This is a genomic window from Sinorhizobium sp. Y406 (assembly GCF_058732025.1).
Genome location: NZ_CM178974.1, coordinates 3,173,356 through 3,200,025 on the forward strand (window position 1 = coordinate 3,173,356; position 26,670 = coordinate 3,200,025).

Annotated in this window: 15 protein-coding genes; 8 read left to right on the plus strand and 7 right to left on the minus strand. The window is 63.8% G+C overall.

The annotated features are described in order from the left end of the window. Positions 1–48 precede the first annotated feature (48 nt). Entirely contained in the window at positions 49–963 is a 915-nt protein-coding gene (locus AC4P1R_RS15060; RefSeq protein WP_069458977.1) for a polyprenyl synthetase family protein, read from the plus strand. A gap of 6 nt (positions 964–969) precedes the next feature. Next, positions 970–2,025, plus strand: a complete 1,056-nt coding sequence (gene hisC / locus AC4P1R_RS15065) for a histidinol-phosphate transaminase (protein ID WP_492177158.1) — start codon at positions 970–972, stop codon at positions 2,023–2,025. Between the two features lie 149 nt (positions 2,026–2,174). Here hisC and ispG read toward each other — a convergent pair whose 3' ends face one another. The 3 genes from ispG to AC4P1R_RS15080 all read right to left on the minus strand — a co-directional run bounded on the left by ispG (position 2,175) and on the right by AC4P1R_RS15080 (position 5,594). Then, positions 2,175–3,428 (minus strand): flavodoxin-dependent (E)-4-hydroxy-3-methylbut-2-enyl-diphosphate synthase, encoded by a 1,254-nt coding sequence (gene ispG / locus AC4P1R_RS15070; RefSeq protein WP_069458823.1) that lies wholly within the window; start codon positions 3,426–3,428, stop codon positions 2,175–2,177. Between the two features lie 135 nt (positions 3,429–3,563). Further along, entirely contained in the window at positions 3,564–4,754 is a 1,191-nt protein-coding gene (locus tag AC4P1R_RS15075; RefSeq protein ID WP_069458824.1) for an MFS transporter, read from the minus strand. A gap of 54 nt (positions 4,755–4,808) precedes the next feature. Beyond that, positions 4,809–5,594 (minus strand): DeoR/GlpR family DNA-binding transcription regulator, encoded by a 786-nt coding sequence (locus AC4P1R_RS15080; protein ID WP_083265342.1) that lies wholly within the window; start codon positions 5,592–5,594, stop codon positions 4,809–4,811. A 264-nt stretch (positions 5,595–5,858) separates the two neighbouring features. Here AC4P1R_RS15080 and AC4P1R_RS15085 point away from each other — a divergent pair, with 264 nt between their 5' ends. The 3 genes from AC4P1R_RS15085 to AC4P1R_RS15095 all read left to right on the plus strand — a co-directional run bounded on the left by AC4P1R_RS15085 (position 5,859) and on the right by AC4P1R_RS15095 (position 8,202). Beyond that, positions 5,859–6,632, plus strand: a complete 774-nt coding sequence (locus tag AC4P1R_RS15085) for an amino acid ABC transporter substrate-binding protein (protein WP_069458826.1) — start codon at positions 5,859–5,861, stop codon at positions 6,630–6,632. A 131-nt stretch (positions 6,633–6,763) separates the two neighbouring features. Further along, the gene (locus AC4P1R_RS15090) at positions 6,764–7,444 is read left to right on the plus strand and encodes an ABC transporter permease subunit (RefSeq protein ID WP_069458978.1); all 681 of its coding nucleotides are present in this window, start codon (positions 6,764–6,766) and stop codon (positions 7,442–7,444) included. Continuing rightward, on the plus strand, positions 7,441–8,202 hold the full coding sequence (locus AC4P1R_RS15095; protein ID WP_069458827.1) for an amino acid ABC transporter ATP-binding protein: 762 nt from the start codon (positions 7,441–7,443) through the stop codon (positions 8,200–8,202). Before AC4P1R_RS15090 ends, AC4P1R_RS15095 begins: the two co-directional genes overlap by 4 nt. Before the next feature lie 74 nt (positions 8,203–8,276). Here the strand turns inward: AC4P1R_RS15095 and AC4P1R_RS15100 are convergent, their stop codons facing one another. From AC4P1R_RS15100 to AC4P1R_RS15110, 3 genes are all read right to left on the minus strand, one after another. Next, positions 8,277–8,756 (minus strand): GFA family protein, encoded by a 480-nt coding sequence (locus AC4P1R_RS15100; protein ID WP_151611777.1) that lies wholly within the window; start codon positions 8,754–8,756, stop codon positions 8,277–8,279. Between the two features lie 69 nt (positions 8,757–8,825). Next, positions 8,826–12,281 (minus strand): pyruvate carboxylase, encoded by a 3,456-nt coding sequence (gene pyc / locus AC4P1R_RS15105; protein WP_069458829.1) that lies wholly within the window; start codon positions 12,279–12,281, stop codon positions 8,826–8,828. Between the two features lie 116 nt (positions 12,282–12,397). Beyond that, positions 12,398–13,138, minus strand: coding sequence for a LuxR family transcriptional regulator (locus AC4P1R_RS15110; protein ID WP_069458830.1), 741 nt, complete (start codon positions 13,136–13,138; stop codon positions 12,398–12,400). A gap of 379 nt (positions 13,139–13,517) precedes the next feature. Between AC4P1R_RS15110 and AC4P1R_RS15115 the strand changes: the two genes are divergently transcribed. The 3 genes from AC4P1R_RS15115 to AC4P1R_RS15125 all read left to right on the plus strand — a co-directional run bounded on the left by AC4P1R_RS15115 (position 13,518) and on the right by AC4P1R_RS15125 (position 17,590). After that, positions 13,518–15,275, plus strand: coding sequence for a glucan ABC transporter ATP-binding protein/ permease (locus AC4P1R_RS15115; RefSeq protein ID WP_069458979.1), 1,758 nt, complete (start codon positions 13,518–13,520; stop codon positions 15,273–15,275). Between the two features lie 172 nt (positions 15,276–15,447). Continuing rightward, a complete protein-coding gene (locus tag AC4P1R_RS15120) occupies positions 15,448–16,605 on the plus strand; it encodes an OpgC family protein (protein WP_069458831.1) in 1,158 nt (385 codons plus the stop codon). A 106-nt stretch (positions 16,606–16,711) separates the two neighbouring features. After that, positions 16,712–17,590: a carbon-nitrogen hydrolase family protein gene (locus AC4P1R_RS15125; protein WP_151611778.1), complete on the plus strand. Its 879-nt coding sequence runs from the start codon at positions 16,712–16,714 to the stop codon at positions 17,588–17,590. A 240-nt stretch (positions 17,591–17,830) separates the two neighbouring features. Here AC4P1R_RS15125 and ndvB read toward each other — a convergent pair whose 3' ends face one another. Beyond that, on the minus strand, positions 17,831–26,443 hold the full coding sequence (gene ndvB / locus AC4P1R_RS15130; protein ID WP_492177160.1) for a cyclic beta-(1,2)-glucan synthase: 8,613 nt from the start codon (positions 26,441–26,443) through the stop codon (positions 17,831–17,833). Between the last annotated feature and the right edge of the window lie 227 nt (positions 26,444–26,670).

Here is a 26,670-nt window from a genome sequence, read left to right on the forward strand (position 1 = left end):
CGCGAAAGCCCGTTGAAAGCCGCTTCGGCCCGTGCCAAAGAGCCTTTCATGACAGACGAGACACCATCCTTCGAGGCACGGCTGAAATGCGATGCGCAGGCGGTCGAGAGCCTGCTTGCGACACTTCTCGGGCCCGTCCCGCTCGAAAACGAAATCGCCCGCCCGGCGGTCCTGCTCGACGCCATGCGCCATGGCGTGCTCAATGGCGGAAAGCGGCTGCGCCCCTTCCTCGTTGCTGAAAGCACCGCCCTTCTCCACGGCGATGCCGGGGCGGCCTTGAGGGTTGGTGCGGCGCTGGAATGCGTGCACTGCTATTCCCTCGTCCATGACGACCTGCCGGCGATGGATGACGACGAGTTGCGTCGCGGGCAGCCGACGGTGCATATCGCCTTTGACGAAGCGACCGCCATCCTTGCGGGCGACAGTCTGCTGACCTACGCCTTCGACATTATTGCCGCACCGGAAACGCCGCTATCGGACCGGCAGAAGACAGGGCTCGTGCTTGCGCTTGCCCGGGCTTCCGGCCATGGCGGCATGGCCGGCGGCCAGGCGCTCGACCTTGCCGCCGAGAGGACGGCACCGGACGAGGCCGGCATCGTCACACTGCAGGCGATGAAGACCGGGGCGCTGATCCGCTTTGCCTGCGAGGCCGGGGCGATCATAGCCGATGCGAGCGTCGACGACCGCCGGCGGCTGCGCGCCTTCGGCGACAAGATCGGCCTTGCGTTCCAGCTTGCCGACGACCTGCTCGACCTGACGGCCGACGCCAAGGCAATGGGCAAGGCCACCGGCAAGGACGCCGCCCGCGGCAAGGGCACTCTGGTTGCGCTTCACGGTCAGTCCTGGGCCGAGCGCGAGCTCGAAAGACTGGTGGCCGAAGCGGAAGGCCTGCTCGCCCCCTATGGCGCCCGATCCACTATCCTTGCCGAAACCGCACGCTTCATCGCCAATCGCAGGAGCTGACCGCTCATGAGTAAATTCTGGTCGCCGATCGTATCCGAACTGAAGCCCTATGTGCCGGGCGAGCAGCCGCGCATCGCCAACCTCGTCAAGCTCAACACCAATGAAAGCCCCTATGGGCCCTCGGAAAAGGCGCTGGAAGCGATCCGAGCCGCGGCAAGCGAGGATATGCGGCTCTATCCGGATCCGGTCGCACAGGGCCTGAGGCAGGCGATCGCCGAACGGTACGGCGTCTCCGCCAACGAGGTCTTCGTCGGCAACGGCTCCGACGAAGTATTGGCGCACACCTTCGCCGCGCTTCTGAAACACGACCGGCCGCTGCTCTTTCCGGATATTTCCTACAGCTTCTATCCGACCTATGCCGGCCTCTTCGGTATCGAAGCGGTCGAGGTGCCGCTCAACGACGCTTTCCGTATCGATATTGCCGATTATCGCCGCCCCGCGGGCGCCATCATCCTTCCGAATCCCAATGCGCCGACCGGTATCGGCATGCCGCTTGCGGAGATCGAACGGCTGGTCGCCGAGCACCCGGAGCAGCCGGTGGTGATCGACGAGGCCTATGTCGACTTCGGCGGCGAGTCGGCGGTCGCGCTCGTGCCGAAATACGAGAACCTGCTCGTGGTGCAGACCTTCTCGAAATCGCGCGCTCTCGCGGGCTTGCGCGTCGGTTTCGCCATCGGCCAGCGACCGCTGGTCGACGCGCTCGAACGCGTCAAGGACAGCTTCAATTCCTACCCGCTCGGACGCGCCGCCCAGGCCGGCGCCATTGCCGCGATCAGGGATGAGGTTTGGTTCGACGAAACGCGCGGCAAGATCATCGCCACGAGGGCGGAACTCATCCGGGAACTGGAAGAGCGCGGATTCGAGGTCCTGCCGTCCCAGGCGAATTTCGTCTTCGCCCGACATCCGGACCATGCCGGCCGGACGCTCGCCGCCAAGCTGCGCGAACGCGCCGTGATCGTCCGCCATTTCGCCAAGCCGCGGATCGAGGATTTCCTGCGCATCACGATCGGAACGGACGCCGAATGTGCCATGCTGATTGCGGCGCTTGACGAGATTCTTTAGGCCGGTCTTTGCCCCGCAACTGGGGAGAGGACTTTGCGCCGGCGCTCGCCGCGAGTCCCCTTCGCCCCGCATGCGGGGAGAAGGTGGCCGATAGGCCGGATGAGGGGCAATCCGGACGGGTAAGTATTTGAGGAGATTAGCTCCTATATCTACTCCGCCGCCGCCTGGCCGCGGCCGAAGCGTTTCTCGATATAGTCGGAGACGAGCAACTGGAATTCCTCGGCGATCTTGGGACCGCGTAGCGTCATCGCCTTCTGGCCGTCGACGAAGACGGGCGCGGCCGGCGTCTCGCCGGTGCCGGGCAGCGAAATGCCGATGTCGGCGTGCTTGCTTTCGCCGGGACCGTTCACGATGCAGCCCATGACGGCGACCTTCAGCGCCTCGACACCCGGATATTTTTCGCGCCAGACCGGCATGCTGGCCCGGATGTCCTCCTCGATCTTCTGGGCTAGTTCCTGGAAGACGGTGGACGTCGTGCGGCCGCAGCCGGGGCAGGCGGCAACGACCGGGACGAACTGGCGGAACCCCATGACCTGCAGGAGCTCCTGCGCCACCTGCACCTCGCGGGTGCGGTCGCCACCGGGCTCCGGCGTCAGCGAGATCCGGATCGTATCGCCGATGCCCTGCTGCATTAGAATGCCGAGCGAGGCCGAGGAGGCGACGATCCCCTTGGTGCCCATGCCGGCCTCGGTCAAGCCCAGATGCAGCGCATGGTCGGAGCGCGAGGCGAGCATGGCATAGACGGCGATCAGATCCTGCACGCCCGAAACCTTGGCGGAGAGTATGATGCGGTTGCGCGGCAAGCCAAGCTCTTCGGCCAGTTCCGCCGAGATGAGAGCCGACTGCACGATCGTCTCTCGGGTCACCTGCTGCGCAGTCATGGGCGAGCCATCGGCCTTGTTATCGTCCATCAGCCGGGTCAGGAGTTCCTGGTCGAGCGAACCCCAGTTCACTCCGATGCGCACCGGCTTGTCGTAACGCATCGCCATTTCGATGATCTCGGCGAACTGCTTGTCCTTTTTGTCCTTGAAGCCGACATTGCCCGGATTGATGCGGTATTTTGCGAGCGCCTCGGCACAGGCCGGATGGTCGGCCAAGAGTTTGTGGCCGATATAGTGGAAGTCGCCGACGAGCGGCACATCCATGCCAAGGCGCAACAGCCGCTCGCGAATCTTCGGCACCGCGGCGGCACTCTCGTCCCGGTCGACCGTGATCCGCACCAGCTCCGAACCAGCCCTGTAAAGCGCCGCCACCTGAGCGACGGTCGCATCGACATCGGCCGTGTCCGTATTGGTCATCGATTGCACGGCGACCGGCGCGCCGCCGCCGACGATCACGCCGCCGACATCGACGGCGACCGAGGCACGGCGCGGCTTGGGCTCGAAGTCGAAGGCAGAAGACATGAAGGCCTCTTCTTGGTATTGCGCAATTCCGGCCGGAAAGCCGCGTCACATGCTTTCGCGTTTCAGGTGGCGAAGGAAAACCCGCTTGTCAACGCCCACAGCACGCGCTGACGGCGAATTGATGGCACGCCGCCGTCATTGTTCCCGGCCGTGGTCGGCGTGGGAAGCGTGCTGCGACAGCAGCAGCACGACGACGAAAAGGACCGGGATAAAGGTGAAGATCACGGCGAAACCGCTGTGCTCCGCTATGAAGCCGATCAGCGACGGGGCGAAGAGCATGCCGGAATAGCCCATGGTAGTCGCGACCGCGAGCCCGATTCCCGGCTGCAGGCCAGGCATGTTGCCGGCGGCGGAGAAGGCGATCGGCACCATGTTGGAAATGCCGATGCCGGCAATGGCGAAGCCGAGAATCGCCAGCGCCGCATTGGGCGCGAGTCCGGCAAGGACGAGGCCGACAAGCGCCGTCATCGTGCAGATGCGCAGCGTGCGTTTCGCGCCCAGCCGGTCGCGCACATGGTCGCCGGCAAAGCGCATGGTGGCCATCGTCGCCGAGAAGGCCGCGAAGCCGAAGCCGGAGAGCTCGATGGAGGCGCCGAGTTCGTTGCGGAGATAGAGCGCGCCCCAGTCAAGTACCGCGCCCTCCGGCACCATAGAGAACAGCGCCATGAGGCCGATCAGCCAGGGCAGCGGCGTCCTTGGCAGGCTGAGCTTCTGCCTCGCCGCCGTCGGATGCGGCTTGTCAGCGAGGACCATCGGCCAGGCGACGGCGAGGATTGCCAAACAGAGCAGGGTCACCGCGACCGCATGCGGCAGCACGCCCACGCGCGCCATCAGGAAGCCGCCGGTCCCGGCGCCGAGCAAGCCGCCGAGGCTCCAATAGGCGTGGCAGGAGGACATGATCGCCCGCCGCATCGACTTCTCGACCTCCACCGCATTGGCGTTCATTGCCACGTCCATGGCGCCGACAAAGCCCCCGAGCAGGAACATGCCGGTCGCGGCCGTCCAGACATTCGGCACCAGCGTCAGCAAAAGCAGCAGCGGCGAGAGAATGATCGCCGTGAGCTTCGCCACCTTTTCCGAACCGAAGCGGGCGATGAAGCCGCCGGCGATCGGCATCAGCACCAGCGAGCCGACACCAAACACCAGGATCAACAGGCCGAGCACGCTTTCGCCAATGCCGAGCCGATCCTTGAATTCCGGAATCTTGGGCGCCCAGCTGCCGGTGACGAAGCCATTCATCAGGAACAGGAGCGACACGGCAAGCCGGTTTCTCGTCATATAGCCCTGGCGGATGCCGGTCCGGGCACTGTCGGAATATTGGTCCATGGGATCAGCCTTCCTGCTGCTCAATTGCTATCGCCAGACCGTCGAACGACCCGCTCATCGGTTTGGTTGCCCGGCGAGAATGACGCCTATGCCGCGCGCCTTCAGGGCGGCGACGTCAGCCGCCGGCGCATCCGCCTCGAGCACCAGCGTCGAGACGGCTTCGACGGCGATAACGGCATGAGGGGCAGCGGTGCCGAGCTTCTCCGTGGTGACGGCGGCGAGCACCGAGCGGCTCTTGGATGCGACGAGCCGTTTGAATTCGGCGTCTTCGAAATGAACCGCCGTGAGCCCGGCCTCCGGGTCCGCGCCGCAGGCCCCGAGGATGCAGAGATCCGGCCGGAGCAGTTCCGCGTCGCGTCGCGCCCGCGCACCGACCGCGGCACCGACGGCGCGGTCCAGCGTGCCGCCGATCAGGATCAGATCGAGAGCCGGCTTCTCCATCAGGGCAGAAGCGATCAGCGGCGTGTTGGTGACGATGGTCGCGGCAACATCCGGAGCGATCGCTTGCGCGATCGCCAGATTAGTCGAGCCCGCATCGAGAAAGACGGTCATGCCGCGCTCGATATAGCCGACACATGCCTGCGCCAGCGCGGCCTTGCGCTCGGATGCGATCCGAGTACGTTCGCTCAAGGAGCGGCCCGCATCCGGCGCAAGGGGCAAGGCGCCGCCATAGACGCGCTCGCAAAGCCCGGCCGCCGCCATTTCGCGGAGATCCCGGCGTATCGTGTCCTCGGAAACCTTGAACTCACGCGCCAAGTCGCCCGCAAGGACGCGACCACGCGTCACCAGGCGTTCCCGGATCGCCGATTGTCTTTCCCGCAGCAGCAATTCTGTCGACATGAGTGACCGTGCATAAACGTGCATTAACAGGCAGGAACGTGACTACCACCTTCCGCTCGCGAATTCAACCTCCAAGCGTGGAACAGGGCCGAGGCCCGTCGGTTGTACCGGCAGCCGTTTCGAAGGTTTCCTGACCAAGTGGAAAAAATATTCATCGGAACAGCCGCGAATTGGTCTTTTATGCGCTCAGCCGCACCGGCTTTTGTGCGATGGTCGCCGCAATCCGGATGACGGGCCGGAGAACGACAAAATGGAACCAAGACGATGAAACTTCTTCCGACGCTTTTCGCTGCCGCCCTCCTGCAACTTGCCGCCTTCGCGCCGGCCGAGGCCGGCTCCAACCTCGACGAGATCAAGTCCGCCGGGGTGCTGAAGATCGGCACCGAAGGCACCTACGCTCCCTTCACCTATCACGACGCGAGCGGCGCGCTGGTCGGCTTCGACGTCGAGATCGGCCGGGAAGTCGCCAAGCGGCTCGGCGTTCAGCCCGAATTCCTCGAAGGCAAGTGGGATGGCCTGATCGCCGGCCTCGATGCCAATCGCTACGACGCGGTCATTAACCAGGTCGGCATTACTGAGGAACGCAAGAGGAAATACGACTTCTCCGACCCCTATATCGCCTCGAAGGCAGTCCTGATCGTGCGCGGCGACGACGAGGAGATCAAGGACTTCACCGATTTGAAGGGCAAGAAGGCCGCCCAGTCGCTGACTAGCAATTTTGGCAAGCTCGCCGAAGCATCGGGCGCCGAACTCGTCGGCACCGAAGGTTTCGACCAGTCGATCCAGCTCGTGCTGACCGGCCGCGCCGATGCGACAATCAACGATAGCCTCTCCTTCCTTGACTTCAGGAAGCAGAAGCCGGACGCCAATGTGAAGATCGCCGCCGAACAGGCGGATGCCGACTATTCCGGCATCATCATCCGCAAGGGCGAACCGGAACTGCTCGAGGCCATCAACAAGGCGCTGGAAGAGATCAAGGCGGACGGCACCTATGAGAAGATCTCGCAGAAATATTTCGGCGCCGACGTTTCCAAATAGTCACCGATCGGCTCCTTCCCGGCAGATTTTATGGACGGGGCCTCACGCCTTTTACGTTCTGACCTCATGAACTACGATCCGCTCCGCCCATCGTGATCTGGTGCGGATCGCATTTTATGAAAGGCCTTGCCTTGCCCGACTGGCTTCACCTCATGGCGCAATCGCTGCCGACCCTGCTCTGGGCCGGCCTCGTCTTCACGATTCCGCTCACGCTGCTTTCCTTCACACTGGGCCTCCTGCTCGGCCTGGTCACCGCGCTCGTCCGGCTCTTTGCGCCGGCTCCGCTCGTTGCCGTGGCGCGCTTCTATGTCTGGGTTATCCGCGGCACACCGCTGCTCGTCCAGCTCTTCGTCATTTTCTACGGACTGCCGAGCCTCGGCATCCTGCTCGACGCCTTTCCGGCGGCGCTGATCGGCTTCACGCTGAATATCGGCGCCTATTCGTCCGAGATCATTCGCGCGGTGATCTCGTCGGTCCCGCGGGGGCAATGGGAGGCGGCCTATTCGATCGGCATGAGTTGGCCCCAGGCAATGCGCCGCACCATCCTGCCGCAGGCCGGCCGCGTCGCCGTGCCGCCGCTCTCGAACACCTTCATCTCGCTGGTGAAGGACACCTCGCTCGCCGCCGCGATCACCGTGCCCGAACTCTTCCAGACGGCGCAGCGCATCGTCGCGACCACCTATGAGCCGCTGATCCTCTACATCGAGGCCGCCTTGATTTACCTCGTCATAAGTTCCGTGCTCTCGGCCCTGCAGGTGAAGTTGGAGAAGCGCTTCGCCCGCTATGGTGGCTTCCTGGAGGCGCGCGCATGATCGAGCTCTCACATATCGTCAAGCGTTTCGGCACGCACACGGTGCTGAACGATATCAGCGTGACGCTGGCGGAGGGCACGGTCACGGCCCTTGTCGGGCCTTCCGGCGGCGGAAAAAGCACGCTTCTGCGCTGCGTCAACCTTCTCGAGATCCCGACCAGCGGCACGATTCGCCTAGGCGATGAACGGCTGGAATTCGCGCCCGACCGCAAGGTCGGCTGGCAGGCGGTCCAGAAACTCCGCCGCCAGACCGGCATGGTGTTCCAGAACTTCCAACTGTTTCCACATCAGACGGCGATCGGCAATGTCATGGAAGGCCTCGTCACCGTTCTCAAATGGCCCGCCGATCGTGCCCGCGCCCGGGCGCTCGAACTCCTGGAAAAGGTCGGCATGGCCCACAAAGCCGACGCTTGGCCGGCAACGCTCTCCGGCGGCCAGCAACAGCGCGTCGCGATCGCCAGGGCGCTTGCTCCATCGCCGCGCGTGCTGCTTTGCGACGAACCGACCTCGGCCCTCGATCCGGAACTGGCGGAGGAGGTGGTGGAGGTGCTTAGCCGGCTTGCCCGCGAAGGCACGACGATGATCATGGCCACCCACGACCTGCGCCTTGCCTCCCGCGTTGCCGACCACGTCATCTTCCTCGACGCCGGCGTCGTCGTCGAAAGTGGACCGCCGCGCAAGATTTTTTCGACGCCGGAGCGGGAGCGAACGAAGCGGTTCATTGCTTCGCTCAGCGCGCCGATGAGCTTTGATATCTAAAGTTCAGCCTCGCAGGTGCCGGTGAACCACCGGCCGTACACGCGGGGCAAATAACGGCTGATCGCTGCCGGCCTTTACTTTCCACAAGCTGGTTTGGCGGGTTCACGGCCCTCATTCCAACGCGCAAATAGCGGCGCAAAATCTTCTGGGTTGCCCGGATATTGCAGGCACTCTTCACCTATTCGGCTCCAGCCCTGTGCGCTATCGAGCCAGATATGGGCGACCGGAGCCAGGGCCGAGGTGTCGTCGAGCGTGCCGGGTTTGATGCTGATCAAGTCTGTCCGGCCCTGCTGGCGGTGGAACAGGCGCGTGCCACATTCCGGGCAGAAGTCGCATATCATGCGCCTGCCCGTTGGCGTCTCGCGTGTCCAGGAAGACAGCTCGCCCAGACCAAGCTCGACTTGCGAAGGCGCGATCCAGAAAGCCATCCCAAAGGCGCTTCCGGACTGCTTCTGGCATTCGCGGCAATGGCACGCAAACAAGGCCAGCGATCTGCCCCCGATGCGGTAGCGGCAATGACCACATTGGCAACCGCCCTCAAACGTTTCACTCATTTGCAAAACGTCGCTAGCAAGATGGCGGCTCCCCAGCTGAGAAGCCGTGGCAACGTCGCGTCGGCCGCATCAGCCAAAGACGACCAGCAGGTCCTTGGCGTCGATCTGATCGCCAGCCCGGACCAGCACCTCGGCGATGACCCCGTCCCTCTCCGCATGCAGCGCCGTCTCCATCTTCATCGCCTCGATCGAGAGCAGCACGTCGCCGGCCTTGACCGGCTGGCCGGTGACGACGGCGACGGTCGAGATGACGCCTGGCATCGGCGCGCCGAGATGGGCGGCATTGCCGGCCTCGGCCTTGCGGCGGATGGCGGCGGAGGCGCCGTGCGCCCGGTCCGGGACCTTGATCGAGCGCGGCTGCCCGTTGAGTTCGAAGAACATCTTGACCATGCCCTTCTCGTCGATCTCGCCCTGGGCCTGGTTGAGGACGACCAGCGTCTTGCCCTTCTCCAGGTCGGCGAAGAGCTCCTCGCCCGGCGTCATGCCGTAGAAATAGGCAGGCGTCGGCAGGACGCTGACCGGTCCGTAGGTCTCGCAGGCGACCGCATAATCGGTGAAGACTTTCGGATACATCAGATAGGAGGCGAACTCGAAGTCGCTCACTTCGCGGCCGAGCTTCTCCTCGATGGTCTTGCGCTCGGCGTCGAGGTCGGCCGGCGGCAGCAGCGAGCCCGGCACCGCCGTATAGGGCTCTTCGCCCTTCAGCACCTTCTTCTGCAGCGCTTCCGGCCAACCGCCCGGCGGCTGGCCGAGGTCGCCCTTGAGCATCGAGACGACCGAGTCCGGGAAGGCGATGTCCTTCGTCGGGTTTTCGACATCGGCAACCGTAAGGTCCTGGCTGACCATCATCAAAGCCATGTCGCCGACGACCTTGGAGGAGGGCGTCACCTTGACGATGTCGCCGAACATCCGGTTGGCGTCGGCATAGGCCTGCGCCACCTCGTGCCAGCGGGTCTCCAGCCCGAGCGAGCGGGCCTGTTCCTTGAGATTGGTGAACTGGCCGCCCGGCATCTCATGCAGGTAGACTTCGGAAGCCGGTCCCTTGAGGTCGCTCTCGAAGGCCGCATATTGATGGCGCACCGCCTCCCAATAGAAGGAGATGCGGCGGATCCACTCGGGATTGAGACCCGGGTCGCGCTCCGAGCCGGACAGTGCCTCGACGATCGAGCCGAGGCAGGGCTGGGAGGTGTTGCCGGAGAGCGCATCCATCGCCGCATCGACGATGTCGACGCCGGATTCCACCGCGGCGAGCACCGTCGCCGCGGCAATGCCGGAGGTGTCGTGGGTGTGGAAATGGATCGGCAGGTCGGTCGCATCCTTCAGCGCCTTGAACAGCACCCGCGCCGCTTGCGGCTTCAGAAGCCCGGCCATGTCCTTGACGGCGATGATGTGGGCGCCGGCCTTTTCCAGCTCGGCGGCAAGCGCGGTGTAATATTTGAGATCGTATTTCGGTCGGGCGGAATTCAGAAGGTCGCCGGTGTAGCAGATCGCCGCCTCGCAGATCTTGTTCTCGGAAGCCACCGCGTCCATCGCGACGCGCATGTTCTCCACCCAATTGAGGCAGTCGAAGACGCGGAAGACGTCGATGCCGCCCCTGGCCGCCTGGGCGACGAAGTACTTCACCACATTATCGGGATAGTTCTTGTAGCCGACACCGTTGGCGCCGCGCAAAAGCATCTGCAGGAGCAGGTTCGGCGCGTCTTCGCGTACCATCGCCAGCCGCTCCCACGGGTCTTCCGTCAGGAAGCGCATCGAGACGTCGAAGGTGGCGCCACCCCAGCATTCGAGCGAGAAGAGGTTCGGCAGCGCCCGCGCATAGGTGCCGGCGATGCGGGCGATGTCGTAGGTGCGCATGCGGGTCGCAAGCAGCGACTGGTGCGCGTCGCGCATCGTCGTGTCGGTCAGGAGAACCTGCTTCTCAGCCTTCACCCATTCGGCGAACTTCTTCGGTCCGAGCTCGTCGAGGCGCTGTTTTGTGCCAGGCTTCACCCCGCCGTCGATGAAGGGCACGACGGGCGCGGCGATATCGTTCGACGGCTTCGGCCTTCCCTTCGCCTCGGGATGGCCGTTGACGGTGACGTCGGCGAGATAGGTGAGTAGCTTTGTGGCGCGGTCCTGACGCTTCACCTGCTGGAACAGTTCCGGCGTCGTGTCGATGAACCGGGTCGTGTAGCTGTTGTCGCGGAACTTCGGGTGACCGATGATCGCTTCGAGGAAGGTGAGGTTGGTGGCGACGCCGCGAATGCGGAATTCCCTGAGCGCCCGGTCCATGCGGCGGATCGCTTCTTCCGGATTCGGGGCCCAGGCGGTGACCTTCTCCAAGAGCGGATCGTAGTAGCGGGTGATGACCGCGCCGGAATAGGCGGTGCCGCCGTCGAGCCGGATGCCGAAGCCCGTGGCGCCGCGATAGGCGGTGATGCGGCCGTAGTCCGGAATGAAGTTCTGCTCCGGATCTTCCGTTGTGATGCGGCACTGCAGCGCGTGGCCGTTGAGGCGGATATCCTCCTGCCGCGGCACGCCGGATTCCGGCGTGCCGATGGCATGGCCGTCGAGGATATGGATCTGCGCCTTGACGATGTCGATGCCGGTCACCTCCTCGGTCACCGTATGCTCGACCTGGATGCGCGGATTGACCTCTATGAAGTAGAACTTGCCGGTGTCGGCATCCATCAGATACTCGACCGTGCCGGCGCCGATGTAATTGGTCGCGTGCGCAATCTTCAGCGAGTAGTCGGCGAGTTCCTGACGCTCGGCACCGGTGAGATAGGGCGCCGGTGCCCGTTCGACGACCTTCTGGTTGCGGCGCTGGATGGAGCAGTCGCGCTCGAAGAGGTGTACGACATTGCCGTGGGTGTCGCCGAGGACCTGGCTCTCGACGTGGCGGGCGCGCTCGACCAGCTTTTCCAGATAAACCTCGTCCTTACCGAAAGCTGCCTTGGCCTCGCGCTTGGCCTCGGTGACCTCACGGATCAGGTCCTTGGGATCGCGGATCGCCCGCATACCTCGGCCCCCGCCGCCCCAGGAGGCCTTCAGCATCACCGGATAGCCGATTTCATCGGCGAGCCGCGTGATCTCGGCCGGGTCGTCCGGCAGCGGATCCGTCGCCGGCACGACCGGCACGCCGATCGAGATCGCCAGGTTGCGGGCGGCCACCTTGTTGCCGAGCTGGCGCATCGTCTCCGGCTTCGGCCCGATGAAGGTGATGCCGTTCTCGGCACAGGCCTCGGCGAATTCCGGGCTTTCCGAGAGCAGGCCGTAACCGGGATGGATCGCGTCGGCGCCGGAAAGCTTGGCGACGCGGATCACCTCGTCGATTGAAAGATAGCTCTCGATCGGGCCGAGATCGCGTGGAAGGTGCGGGCCGCGGCCGACTTGATAACTCTCGTCCGCCTTGAAGCGGTGCAGCGCCAGCTTGTCCTCCTCCGCCCAGATCGCGACCGTTTTAAGCCCCAGCTCATTGGCCGCACGGAAGACGCGGATGGCGATTTCGGATCGGTTGGCAACAAGGATCTTTGAGATGGACAAGTCGGACTCCTCAATAGACTTGAATTCACGGGAATGCTGCACCCGCGAAATGAACTATTAGCGAGTCACGGAATGAAGTGCAATTTCAGATGCGACGCCAATAGGGTCCGTTTTCTCTAAGAGATCAGGCCGAGGCGGAAGGCGATAGCGACGGCGTGATGGCGGTTTTTCGCCTTCAGCTTTTCCTGAATGCCGTTCATGTACCAGTCGACCGTGTGGCTAGAAATATCGAGGACCTTGCCGATGTCGTTGGAGGTCATGCCGTCGGCGAGATAGTTCAGGGCCTCCATTTCGCGCCGTGTCATCTGCACGTCGACGCGCGAGACGAGCTCGGCCATGATCTCCGGGTCGGTAAGCTCCAGCAGCTTCCAGAACAGCCGTCTGGCGATCGAGTCGAAGAGGCTCAGCTCCACCGGCGTGAGATCGACCACACGGCCGCCGACCGTCAGGTTGCCCATGAGCCCGCGCCGCCCGTGCACCGGAAAGATATAGCCGTCGTAGAGGCCGTGATTGCGCGCCTCCACCATCATGCTTTCCATGCGCTTGCGATGCGGGTCCGAGCGGAAGGCTGCCAGCGTGTCACGCCAGCGAAATCCACGCTGGGCATGGCCGAGATAGCGGATGGTCGGATCGATGACGACATATTTTTTGCGGATGTAGATCTGCGGCCAATTCTCCGGCCAGCGTCCGGCGAGCAGCAGGCGCAGCGGATTTTCGTGAGGTTTCGGCTGACGCACGACGCCATAGAAGTCGAACCCGCAGCGATCGAGCAACCGCTCGAATTCCGGCAGAATCTCTTCGCGTGTCCTCATTTCTTCCAGAAGAGCCAGAAACTGTACGAGCAACGTGATATTCATGGAACACCTTCAGGTCGGAACAGGCTACAGCGCCCTGGAATTCCAACATGAATGCGCCGTTCAGAAGCCATTCATGTTGCAACCGCGATAATTCTTCTTACCACGCCCGGTCCTTAACGAAACCTGCAAAAAATCGGAGTCGGGGCAAGAGATAGCGAGCTGTGGATCGTCCCGCCAATCCTCCCATGGCGGCAGTCGGTCCGGCCTTCTGATCTGCCCCTTCCGCATTTCCAGCAGGTTTTTTCACGGGACCGCTTCCGCGCGGCTTTGTCGCGCCCCGCATGGCGAAACCGCCATGTCGCCGGGGCGGCGAAGACGCATCGCACAGGCCGCACCGCTCGGTTGCGGCGTCCAATCGATGCCCAGAAGGGGTGAGACAGTGTCTTTGTTACAGGTGTATGCAAGAGCGCTTCAGTACCTTGCTGTTCACAAATTCCGCGTCGGGGCGATTGTCATTGCCAATATCGTCCTCGCCGTCATCACGATTGCAGAACCGATCCTGTTCGGTCGCATCATCGACGCGATCTCAACGCAAAAGGAAGTCACTCCGATGCTGCTCATGTGGGCGGCCTTTGGGGTGTTCAACACCATCGCCTTCGTCCTCGTTTCCCGCGAGGCCGACCGGCTGGCGCATGGCCGGCGGGCGACACTCCTGACCCAGGCCTTCGGCCGGATCGTTTCCATGCCGCTCTCCTGGCACAGCCAGCGCGGCACGTCGAACGCGCTGCACACGCTTTTACGTGCCTGCGAAACCCTCTTCGGCCTCTGGCTCGAATTCATGCGGCAGCATCTTGCGACCGCCGTCGCGCTGGTGCTGCTCGTGCCGACTGCCTTCGCGATGGATCTCCGCCTGTCGCTCGTACTCGTCATCCTCGGCGCCGCCTATGTGGTGATCAGCAAGGTCGTGATGAACCGCACCAAAGAAGGTCAGGCCTCGGTCGAGAACCACTATCATACGGTTTTCTCCCACGTCTCGGACTCCATCAGCAATGTGTCGGTGGTTCACAGCTACAACCGCATCGAGGCGGAGACCCGCGAACTGAAGAAGTTCACCGAACGGCTGCTGTCCGCGCAATATCCGGTGCTCGACTGGTGGGCGATCGCAAGCGCGCTTAACCGCATGGCCTCGACCATATCGATGATGGCCATCCTCGTCATCGGCACCATTCTAGTGCAGCGCGGCGAGCTCGGAGTCGGCCAGGTCATCGCCTTCATCGGCTTCGCCAATCTGCTGATCGGCCGCCTCGACCAGATGAAGGCCTTCGCCACGCAGATCTTCGAGGCGCGCGCCAAGCTCGAGGACTTTTTCCAGCTCGAAGATTCGGTGCGTGACCGCGAGGAGCCGGCCGACGCCAAGGAACTGACCGGCGTCGTCGGAGAGGTGGAATTCCGCAACATCTCCTTTGATTTTGCGAATTCCGGCCAGGGCGTGCACAACGTCTCCTTCACGGCCAAGGCCGGCCAGACGATCGCCATCGTCGGCCCGACAGGCGCCGGCAAGACGACGCTCGTCAACCTCCTGCAGCGGGTCCATGATCCGAAGCACGGCCAGATACTGATCGACGGGGTCGACATCTCGACGGTTACGCGCAAGTCGCTACGCCGCTCGATCGCCACCGTTTTCCAGGATGCCGGCCTGATGAACCGGTCTATCGGCGACAACATCCGGCTTGGCCGCGAGGACGCCACGCTGGAAGAGATCGTGGCCGCGGCCGAGGCCGCCGCCGCGGGCGACTTCATCGAAGACCGCCTCAACGGCTACGACACGGTCGTCGGCGAGCGCGGCAACCGCCTCTCCGGCGGCGAACGCCAGCGCATCGCCATTGCCCGAGCCATCCTCAAGAATGCTCCGATCCTGGTGCTGGACGAGGCGACCAGTGCGCTCGACGTCGAGACCGAGGCCAGAGTCAAGGACGCGATCGATGCGCTTCGCAAGGATCGGACGACCTTCATCATCGCTCACCGCCTGTCGACGGTGCGTGAGGCCGACCTCGTCATCTTCATGGACCACGGCCGGATCGTCGAAATGGGCGGCTTCAACGAGCTCAGCCGCAGCAACGGCCGCTTCGCCGCCCTGCTGCGCGCCAGCGGCATCCTGACGGACGATGACGTCCGCCGGAGCCTCACCGCAGCCTGAATTGCGACCCCGACGGCGCCGGCTCCTTGGGCGCGGCGCCGTCCCGTTTCAACCTCTGCATGTCTCGTCGAATTGACTCGGCTCCGAAAAGACACGCAGCAACTCAAATTGCCGCAGCGGCCGTAGGCTTGCTGCAGGGTGGGGCGGGGCGTCAAACCCGGAACAGGATCGCATGCTGCAAAAGACCCTTCAGAGCACCAGACAGCAAATGGAAGCCGTGCGCCCCGGCGCGACGACCCGCGACACGCGCCTCGACGTCTTTCGGGCGCTCTGTCTGCTGACGATCTTCGTCAACCATGTGCCCGGCCAATATCTCGAATATATCACGCACAAGAACTTCGGTTTTTCCGATTCGGCGGAGGCTTTCGTGCTGATCTCCGGCCTTGCGGTCGGCGCTGCCTATGGCCGCAAATTCGTCGCCGGAGCACGTCTTGCATCGACGCTCAAGGCATGGCGGCGCGCCATGACACTCTATGTCGCCCACATCATGACGAGCATCGTGACGCTCGCGATCTTCGCCGGCGCCGCCCTCTATTTCGGCCGGCAGGAACTGATCGGCGAGATCAACATCCGTCCGATCGTCGAACAGACGGAACAGGGCATCGTTGCCATGGTGCTCCTTGGCCACCAGCTCGGCTACAACAATATCCTGTCGATGTATGCCGTGCTGCTCCTGATGCTGCCGGCCATGCTCTGGTTGAACGCCATCAGCCCCCGCTTGCTGTTTGCGGTCTCGGCAATCTTGTGGCTTGCCGCCGGCTGCTTCAAGCTGGTGCCATACAATTTCCTTGACGAGGGCTACTGGTTCCTCAATCCCTGGTCATGGCAGTTCCTCTTCGTGATCGGCATTCTGTGCATGAACCACGTGCGCGCCGGCGGCGACTTGCCGCGAAGCCCCTGGCTTATCGGGCTATCGGCCGCCTATGTCCTCATTTCGGCCTGCTGGGTGCTGTTCTCCTGGTGGCACATCGACATTTCCTTCGGCCTGCCGGCGGTGCTGACCGGCTTCGACAAGACCTTCCTGTCGCTGACGCGGCTGCTGCACGTGCTGGCGCTCGCCTATCTGATCGCGATCATTCCCGGCGTCAGCCAGCTGGCGCGGTTGCGCATCGATCATCCGCTGGTGATGATCGGCCGGCATTCGCTGCCGATCTTCATCTTCGGAACGATCCTCGCCATGGCGGGGCAGGTGTTTCTCTTCGTCACCGACAGGGACCCGATCGCCGGCTCGCTCTATGTCGTCGCCGGCATCGGCCTGCACTTCGTCTACGCCTATTATCTCGACTGGCTGAAGGAAATGGGAACGGCGAGGCCGCTCGCCGCGGCGTAGGAATCTCGACCGAATCGGCGTGGCTCGGATCGGCTCGTCAGCGATGCGTAGTTTCATAGAGTTGCAGCAACCGTTGCGCGTCTGAAATGACGCGCAAAGCTGTAAGATGCGTTCCGGTGTCTTTGTGATTCGCAGAGATTGGGGCGCATCATTGAAAGTGACAACAGCACAGATCCCCGTTTCGCCCGAGATTTCGGTCAACGCAACAGCGGTACGGAAAGCGATCAAGGACGCGGCCGATCAAGGCGCGAGATTGATCAACTTCTGTGAAGGTGCGCTGTCCGGCTACGGTAAGGCGCAGATCATCAGTCCCGAACGCTGGCAAGACTTCGATTGGGATCGACAGGAAGCCGAGCTTCGCTCGATAGCCGAAACTTGCCGGCACCTTCGCCTGTTCGCCGTGATCGGTGGTGCTCACCGCCTCTCAAAGGCTTATCCGCCCCATAACAGCCTCTATGTTTTCTCGGACAAGGGACATCTGCTGACTAGATACGACAAGAGATATTTGTCGCATGGCGAATTGGGCGGCTGGTACACGCCGGGAACGACGCCGATCACGTTCGAGGTCGATGGCTACCGGTTCGGCTGCGCCATATGCATCGAGTGCCAGTTCGCGGAGATATTCGCCGAGTACGAACGCCTCGGCGCGGATGCGGTTCTCTTCTCCTCCTACGGTATACCGACGCACTTCCAGATCGCACTCCAGGCACATGCAGCGCTGAACTGTGTCTGGATAGGTGCCGCGACGCCGGCACAAACCGCTGACAAGGGACCTGCAGGGGTGATCGGCCCGGATGGGCAATGGATCAGTCGATGCTCGATGCAAGGGGCGGGGCTGGCAACCGCAGTGCTCAACCGTGACGATCCGGCTTACGAAATCCCGCTTCATAAGGCTCGTCCGTGGCGCAGCAAGGCGAGGCAAGGAGATATCTACCGGGAAAAGATGGCGGACGATCCAAGAAGCCGCAACAGAGGCGGCTATTGAATCGCGCTCGGTGCGGATGGCCAAGCCATGTACGCGCACTCAAGCCAGATTGCTTTACCGCCAGCCGCCACCGTTCGAAAGCGATGCAAGGAAAGCCGGCTCATCTCCCGCTATCCTCACAGCTGACATCCGCCGACTCGCGAGTACAGGGAAGAGGGAGGCGGCTTCACCCCTCTCTGTCCTGCCGACAGAAGGGATGGTGGCCGCCATTCTACTCTCAACCCCACCTGCACCCGCGACCTATAGCAACACGCCCTCATGCGCGTCCTTGGTGACGCTGTCATTGATGCTGACGATCGGTTCGCCGGTCTTCGGATCGCGGCTGACGGAGATCCGGTGCGTGGCGCCGTTCACCCGGACCTTGGCGGTATAGCCGTCCCAATGGGCCGGCAGAACCGGCCGGACAGCCAGCCTCTTGCCCTTCTGGCCAATGCCGAGGATACCCTCGACGCCGGCGCGGTAGAGCCAGCCGGCCGAACCCGTATACCAGGTCCAGCCGCCGCGGCCGGCGAGCGCGCCTTCGCCGTAGATGTCGGCCGCGACCACATAGGGTTCGACCCGATAATGCTCCGCCTCTTCGCGGCTGCGAGCATGCGACACCGGGTTCAGCATCTGGAATGCGCGCCAGGCTTCCTCCGCACGCTCCTGGGCGGCAAAGGCCAGCGCGACCCAGGTGCCCGCATGGGTGTATTGGCCGCCATTCTCGCGCACGCCCGGCGGATAGGCCTTGATGTAGCCTGGATCCTGTTCGGTCCTTGCAAGCGGAGGCGTGAAGAGGCGGACGATGCGTTTCTCCGGATCGACCAGTTCCGCCATGACCGCATCCATTGCGCGCCTGGACCGCTCCGCGTCGCCCTCGCCCGACAGCGTGCTCCAGGACTGGGCAATGGAGTCGATCCGGCATTCCTCGGCCGTCGCCGAACCGAGCGGCGTGCCGTCGTCATAATAGCCGCGGCGATAGTAGTCGCCGTCCCAGCCGGCTTCCTCGAGAGCCTGCTTCACCATCTCGAGATGCGCTTCCCAAAGCGTCACCCGCTTCTGGTCCCTGCGCTCGCGGGCAAAGGGCAGGAAGGCGCGGAGCGTACCGGCGAGGAACCAGCCGAGCCACACGCTCGTCCCCTCGCCCGCTTCACCGACGCGGTTCATGCCGTCGTTCCAATCGCCGCCAAGGATCAGGGGCAGGCCGTTGGCGCCCGTCCGCTTGATCGCGAGATCGAGCGCGCGGGCGCAATGTTCGTAGACATCGCCGACCTCTTCCGCCAGTTCTGGCTTGAAGAAGTTATCATGCTGCCCCTCTTCCAGTGCCGGCCCGATCAGGAAGGCAAGCTCCTCATCGAGGATGTCTTTCGTGCCGGTGACGGCGCAATAATGAGCGACTGCATGGGCGAGCCATACGACGTCGTCGGAAATCATCGTGCGCACGCCCGCGCCCGTGCCGGGCAGCCACCAGTGCTGCACGTCACCCTCGACGAACTGCCGGGCAGCCGCGTTGAGGATCTGTGCGCGTGCAAGCTCCGGCTTGTGAATGAGGAAGGCCAGCGTATCCTGGAGCTGATCGCGGAAACCAAAGGCGCCGCTCGCCTGATAGAAAGCCGAGCGGGCCATGATCCGGCACCCGAGCGCCTGATAGGGCAGCCAGTGGTTGATCATGTGATCGAAGGCCCGATCCGGAGTCTTGACTTTTACCGTATCGGTGAAATCTGCCCAGAAGCCCTTTGCCGTCTCCACGACCGTATCGAAGGCGGACGCGCGCAGTTCCGCAAGAATCGCCTCCACCGCTTCGGCGTTGTCGGCATCGCCGAGGAAGAAGGTGATCTGCCGCTCCGCGCCCGGCTCGATGGTAAGATCGCTGGCAAGCGCCGCACAGGCGTCGCCATCGACCTCGGTTGCCCCGGTAAGGCCGGCCCCCGACAGCACCGCCTGTGGGGCGAAAATGCCGCCGGCCCGGCCGAGGAACTCGCGCCGGCTCGCCGTGTAGCTCGCAACGTCACCGTCGATCGCAAAGAACGCCGCCCGGCCCGCATAGTCGATGCTGAAGGGATTGGTCGCGAGCAGCGCGGCAGCCGCCTCCTGCCACTCTGTCACCACGAAGGGCGCCGTGCGGCCGCGATCGTTGCCGAGAACCCATTCGGCATAGCCGTAGAGCCGAAGCTTGCGCTTCGCGGAGCCGCGGTTGCGGATGGAAAGACGGACGAGCTTCGCCGGCAGGGTCGGGTGCACCGCATGCGCCGCCTCGATCTCCAAACCATCCTGTGCGCTTCTGAACAGAGAATAGCCGAGCCCGTGGCGCGCCTCGAAGACCACGGACTTGCGCCGCGACAGCGCCGCATAGGGCGTCATCACCGCGCCGCTCTTCAGGTCGCGGATGAAGATCGCCTCGCCCGGCGCATTGACGACCGTATCGTTGGTCCAGGGGGTCAGCTGGTAGTCGCGCGAGTTACGGCTCCAGGTGAAGGCCGCGCCCTCGGCCGCAACGTGGAAGCCGAAACTCTCGTTAGAGAGGACATTGATCCACGGCTGTGGCGTCGCCTCGCCGCCTCTGAGCCGCACCACATATTCACGACCGTCCTCGGCAAAGCCGCCGAAGCCGTTCCAGAATTCGAGATCGTCGCCGCTGATCGCGGCGGCCGGCCGTTCGGCCCCCGCCTGCATCACCGGCAGCAGCATCTGCGTCGTCTCTGCGCTGCTTTCCAGAGGCTTCGCGTAAAGCGCGCTGGCGCGTGCGATCTGATCGGAGATGGTGCCGTTGCGGGCGTGGAACACGGCGCGCGAGGCCGAGATCAGCGTCGACCACGTCTCCGGCTCCATCAGGTCGCGGCGGACCGCAAAGATGTGCTGGCGCGGACCGTCGGAAAGACCGCGCAGCCGCAAGTTCTCGCACATGGCGTCGAGCGTGTGCTGCAGGTTCTGCGCATAGGACGAGGCCCGTTCGTTGATCACCACCAGATCGGCGGTGATGCCGCGGGCCCTTAAATATTCTTGCGCGCGGAGCGCCTCACGGGCGATGCCGAGATCGCCCTCATCGTTGATCCTCAGGCAGAAGATCGGGAAATCACCCGATATCGCCAGCGGCCAAAGCGCCGCCTGCGTGGCAAGCCCCGCCTTCACCGTCGCCGTGTCGGCCCTGAGATGCATGTCCGGATAAACCAGGTAGCGGCCGAGCATCTGGAAGGACGCGGCCTCCTTGGAGGTGATGCCCACATGGCGCATCTGCACCTGGCTGCGCGTCCAGGCATGAATCAGCTCGTGATTGAAGGTTTCCGGGTGGCGATAGCGATCGATCGCGCGATCGATACCCTCGCGATCGGGGGCGGCGATCGTCCAGAAGATGACGCTTACCTTTTTGCCGGCCGGGACTCGCACGACGCGACGAAGCGCCATGATTGGATCGAGCGTGAAGCCGTCGGTGCCCGAGAGCTGAGCGCCGGGATCGAAAGCTGCCGCCTCGGATAGGGTGCGGCCCTGTCCGAGGAAGCGGCGCCGGTCGGTTTCCGCCTGGGTGTGGCGATCGCTGCCGGCATTGTCGGTGATGAGATGCGCGACCGCGATATCCGGGTCGCCCGGACTGCGCTTGTTGCGCGAGACGCGGATGACGTCGCCCTGGCCGCTAATCTCGGTACGGATGAACATCTTCGAGAATGCTGGGTGGGCGTTGTCGGCCTCCTCTAGGGAGAGCACCGGCTCGGCATAGGAAGTCACCTCGATGAAGCGGTCTTCCAGCCCCGTATTGAGCAGGATCACACGGCGGCCTTCCGCATCGTGTTCGCTCGCGACGATGCACTCGACCTCGCTCGTCAGATCGCCGACGACCTTGACGAACTCGGCCTTGTCGTCGCCGAAGCGCGTCAGCGACTTTTCGCCCGGGGCGCGCCGCGGCTCTGCCGTCGCCGACCACCATTCGCCGCTGACCGTGTCGCGTAGGAAGATGAAGGTTCCGGTCCTGTCTTCCACGGGATCCGGCTGCCAGCGGGTGACCGCCTGTCCGTTCCAGCGGGCATAACAGGCGCCAGTCGCCGTCAGCATGATCGAGTAATGGCCGTTCGACAGGAAGACGGTTTCGCGGTCCTGCATCAGCGGATCTTCGATGGCGCGGACCTCCGGACGCAGGAGGTCGGCCTGGCCCTTGCCGAGCGATTCCGGCTCGCGCTTGGCGGCCATCACCGGAATGTCGCGCGGCGCCTTCTCCTGCAGCAGGAGCTCGGCGGCCTCGATCACCGGATCGGCGTGGAACCACTCGCGCAGCTGTCCATTGAAGACGACGTTCGCGATCGCCGCGATCGACATGCCGTGATGGTGCGCATAATAGTTGCGCACCACGGCGCAAGTCTGGCCCTCGGGCACGCGGGTCGGCGTGAAATCGACGGCGTCGTGGTAGCCATAGGCACCGAGCGCGCCGAGCGCCCTCAGCCGCGCCAGGTTGGCAAGCGCCGCCTTCGGATCGTACATGCAGGCTAGAATCGACGCATAGGGCGCGATCACCGCATTCTGGCCGAGGCCGCGCTTGAGGCCCAGCGTCGGCACGCCGAAATTCGTATACTGATAGGTCAGCTCATGGTCACGCGCGTTGAACGCGGCCTCGGAGATGCCCCAGGGCGTTCCGAGGCGTCGGCCGTGATTGATCTGTTCCTGTACCACCAGATTGTTGGTCTGATTGAGAATGCCGCCCTGGCGCTCCTGCATGACGAGCGGCGGCATCAGATATTCGAACATCGAGCCGGACCAGGAGACGAGCGCGCCGCGCGCGCCGACCGGCACGACGGGACGGCCGAGCTTGTACCAGTGCTCGGTCGGCAGGTCGCCCTTGGCGATGGCGAAGAGGCTCGTCAGCCGCGCTTCCGATGCGAGCAGGTCGTAGCAGGCCTCGTCGAGTTCGTTGGCGTTCACCCGGTAGCCAATGGAGAGCAGCCGCCGCTCCGGCCGGAACAGGAAGCCGAAATCCATCGAGAAGGCGATGTCGCGGGCGCGCTCCTTGAGGACCAGCAGCCGCTGGCGTAGTGTCTCGATCGCTCCGAGGTCGAAGACGCCGTCGGCAATATGCGCCTCGCAGGTCGCCACCAGCGAACCCGCCCATTTCGCCACCTCGCCCGTCTGCTGCGTGCGCACCTCATGGTCGAGATTGACGGTCAGCTTGTGCATATCGCGCGCAAGCACGGCCAGGTTGATTACGCGGATGGAGGCGAATTCGTGCTCGCGCTTGACGGAGGCAAGCGCATTCTGGAAGCCGGCGATGCGCTCTTCGATCAGGCGCCGGAGCGGCCGCACGGTCTTGCGGTCGTCGGGCAGTTCCGACAGCATTTCCGCCAGGATGGCAGCGACATCGCCGAGCCCGTCGAGATTGCCCTGAACATGGGCGGAGGGCGCCTCTGCCCATTCGCGGCACATTGACGATACCGCGATCAGATGCCCGGCAAGATTGCCGCTGTCGACGGAGGAGACATAGCGTGGCTCCATGACGTCGAGCGTGCGGGTGCGGTACCAGTTGAAAAGATGCCCGCGATATTTCGGCATGCGGTCGATGGTAGCGATCGTCTGCTCGAGCCGCGTGATCGTCTCCTCGAAGCCGATCCAGCCGAAGGAACGCGCCGACATCACTGACAGCAGATAGACGCCGATATTCGTAGGCGAAGTGCGCTCGGCCAAGACCGGCTGCGGCGTTTCCTGGAAATTGTCCGGCGGCAGGAAATTGCCCTGGGCGGTGACGAAGGTTTCGAAATAGCGCCAGGTGCGCCGGGCGATCCTGCGCATATCGCCGATCGCCTCTTCGGAGACGACGAGTTGGTCCTCCGTCTCGGCCGACTGGCTGACCAACCATGCGACCGCCGGCGAGAAGGCCCAAAGCAGGGCGAAGGGAATGCCGATGAAGGGCAATCCGGTATCCGAGATCGCCGCAAGCGCCAGCGAGACCGCGGCAAGCGCCGGGGCAGCCCACATGGCGCGGAAATAATCGCTGATCGATCCGTGACCGGCGCTCTGCACCTGTGCCGCCGTGCGCCACTCGAGCATCAGCTTGCGGCTGACGAAGGTACGGTAGATCGAGCGGACGATCGCGTCCGCCATCATCGCCGCGTTATGGGCGATGAAGATGATGCGGAGCGCAACCTGCGCATTGGCCGCCTGGATCTCCGAGAACACCGCATGGATATGGGCTCTGGCGACGATGTCGCTCCGCCGCGGCATCAGCCCCGAAATCAGCGACAGGGTCGGCGCGACAAAAAGGCTGAAGATCAGCACGAGCTGCCAGATCAGCGCCTCCATCGGCTCCATGTAGTACCAGCCCATGACCGAGGCGACGAGCCAGGCGACCGGAATGAGCGACCGGCGCAGGTTGTCGTACATCTTCCAGCGCCCGAGCATGGAAAGCCCGTTCGACGGGTTGAAAATATAGGGCAGCAGCTGCCAGTCGCCGCGCGCCCAACGATGCTGGCGCGACATCTCCACCTCGTAGCGGATCGGGAAATCCTCGACGAGCTCGACATCCGTAACCAGCGCGCAGCGGGCATAGGAGCCTTCGAGCAGATCATGGCTGAGCACCGCGTTCTCCTCGACCCGGCCCTTCAGCGCCGCCTCGAAGGCATCGACATGATAGAGGCCCTTGCCGGTGAAGCTGCCTTCGCCAGTAATGTCCTGGTAGACGTCGGAAACCGTAAAGACGTAAGGATCGATGCCGCGACTGGCCGAAAAGATGCGCTGGAAGGCCGAGGCCTCGCTGCCGGTGGTAAGCGATGGCGTCACGCGCGGCTGCAGGAGACTGTAGCCGGTCGCCACGTCCTGCGTCGCCGGATTCACGACGGGCCTGTTGATCGGATGGTAGAGCTTGCCGACAAGCTTCGTCACCGCGTCGCGCATCAGGCGCGTGTCGGAATCGAGCGTCATCACATACTGCACGCCGCCCGGCACCGTGTTGGCGCCCTGCAGGAAGGAGGTATCGCGGTCGCCGCGCAAGAGCAGGTTCAGCTCATGCAGCTTGCCGCGCTTGCGCTCCCAGCCCATCCACACGCCCTCGGCCTCGTTGTAGAGGCGCCGGCGATGCAACAGAAAGAAGCGGGTCTTGCCGTCATAGGCGTAGCGGGCGGAAAGCGAGGCCACTTCGCGCTTGGCGTATTCGAGCACGTCGTGGTCCGCCGGCGTTTCCTCGACCTTGCTGTCGGCCCAGTCGCTCACCAGCGCGAAGTAGATTTCGCCACGCGGATTGGCGAGGTAATGCACCTCGAGATTGCGCACCAGTTCGTCTACGTGATCGCGCTTGGCGATGAGACAGGGAACCGCGACGAGCGTGCGAGCATCCTGCGGAATGCCGTCAAGGAACTCGTAGCCGACGAGCCGCGACGGTTTGACGATCAGGGTGACCAGCGTGTTGAACAGACCCATCGCGCCCTCGGAGGCCGGCAGCGCGAAGAGAAGCAGCATGATCAGCTTGGCGCCGCTCGGAATGTCCATCGGATCGACGAAGGCGTAGACAGCCACCATCGCCAGCAGCGTCAGGAGGATGTTGGGTCCGGCGATCGCGAACCAGTCGAGCTTCCTGACGACCCGGATGACGCGCTGGAGCGGCGACGGCGAATAGCCGATCCTTCGTTCCAGGTCATTGCGCCGCTCGCCGACGAGGAAAGCGCCGACATTGGGCTCCTGCAGCGGCGCCTCGACGGTGGCGGCTGCCCTGGCCTCCTCGACCATGTCGATCGCGATCTGGGTAACCTCGTGCTCGCTGTGGCCGGAACGACGGGCGAGCTTCTCGATCGTGTCGCGATACGTGTTGCGTGAACCGAAATCGAGCGCGGCATAATCGGAACCGGCGCGCAGCGTCGCATCGATCTTGCTGACGCTTTCGAACCAGACCGCCCAGTCCGTGTCGTCGATTTCGCGTAGGCTGCGGATGATGTTGCTCATCGTCGCATTGCCCGACGAAAGGCGGTTCTGCTCGGCTACGAGCGCCTCCTCGACGTCGGTGCCGCGGCGCTCGAGCCGCTCCTCGATCCAGCCGATCACGACGCCCGAGGTCTGCGACCCGTCGCGCAGGCGATAGAGGAGCTGGGCGATGAAGGTGTTGTCGGCGGCCAGCGCCTCGTATTCCGCGAGCAGCGCCCGGCATCCTTCCGGTTCGCTCAGGCGGACGATCTGGTCGGCGACGTCATTTGCCTTCAGGCGCATGGCGCGCGAGCGCTCGACGCGGATGGCGATGCGGCGGAGGTTTTCAATGAGGACGAAGCGCAGGATCGACGGCAGCGCCCACAACTCGCCGATACGGAAGGTTTCGTGTTCCTGGAAGCCCTCGACCATCGCGGTGATGCTTTCCCAGGAGACGGTGCTGTGGGTGTGAGCGACATAGAGCCAGGCGAGCGCCATTGCGCGCGGAAGGTCGACGCCGGCGACGGCAATCGTCGGCAATTGCCGGTAGAACCGGCGCGGAAAATCTCGCCGGACCTCCTGGATCGCATCCTCGACGACGTGGTGGTTGTCGAGCAGCCATTCGGCAGCCGGGGTGATCGCCGCGCCGGTCTCGACGTCCTGGGCGGTCACCCGGTAGATCCGGAAGATTTCCTTTTCGTTCTCCCGGTGCCGGGCGCGGAACTCGAAAGGGAAGAAGCCCGGCAGCGACGTAACGCCGACGCGTGCAAGATCGGCACCGCATGCCCTGAGGTCGTCTATCGAGAAATAGCTCGCGCGGATCGAATCGTTGTAGTCGATCTGCCTGGCTTCCGGCTCGCGCGGTGGACTGGAGGGCGTCGTGTTCTGGAGCATGGGTATGGATTCTGATTCCCACCGGGCTTCGTCGGTCCGGTTCTCGTTGTTTTGCCGCAGGGATTGCGGCCCTGAAGTTTCAAGTGCCGCCGGCACCTTTCTAGACACGGTCATGTCCCCCATCCGCCGTCATTGTCCCGGGCTGGAAGGCGTGCAAACGGGCGTCGGCAGGGCTTGGGGCAATGGTGGTCGCAAAGCCGACGGCACGTTGGCTGTCACGGGCCGGGTGATGCATGAAGATGGCATTTTTTAGCCGCAGTGTCAGCGTCTTGCAAGGATTGCGAGCGCCGGCGCGGGCGGATTGAGCAGGCTCTGGTTCGTGCGAAACCGCACTGTCCACC